Origin of the sequence: Streptomyces sp. P17, from assembly GCF_032436805.1 — a bacterium.
In the GTDB taxonomy this organism is placed as follows: Bacteria; Actinomycetota; Actinomycetes; order Streptomycetales; family Streptomycetaceae; genus Streptomyces.
In genome coordinates, this window is sequence record NZ_JAVRBF010001131.1 from 1 (window position 1) to 256 (window position 256).

Sequence of the window (256 nt, forward strand, 5' to 3'; positions counted from 1 at the left end):
TTCATGTTTTTCTTCCTCTTCTATTCTTTTAAATTCTCTCGCAATGGCTTCAATAACTGTGACAGTCACGCTATTGCCGGCCTGTTTGTATAGTTGGCTCTTACTGGAAACATTTTCTGCTCTTTCATAAGCCCAATCAGGAAAGCCTTGCAGTCTGAAACACTCTCTTGGTGTCAGTCGTCTTATTCTCAGGCGATAAAGTTTCCCATCTAAGACAATGCCTGTGACTTCATACCACTTATCCTGTCGATATTCC

At 41.4% G+C, this 256-nt stretch carries 1 protein-coding gene; it reads right to left on the minus strand.

The window, feature by feature from the left end; translation table 11 throughout:
- Positions 1–256: DNA cytosine methyltransferase (locus RMT89_RS44175; protein ID WP_315889395.1), on the minus strand; the 256-nt coding region annotated here is incomplete at both ends.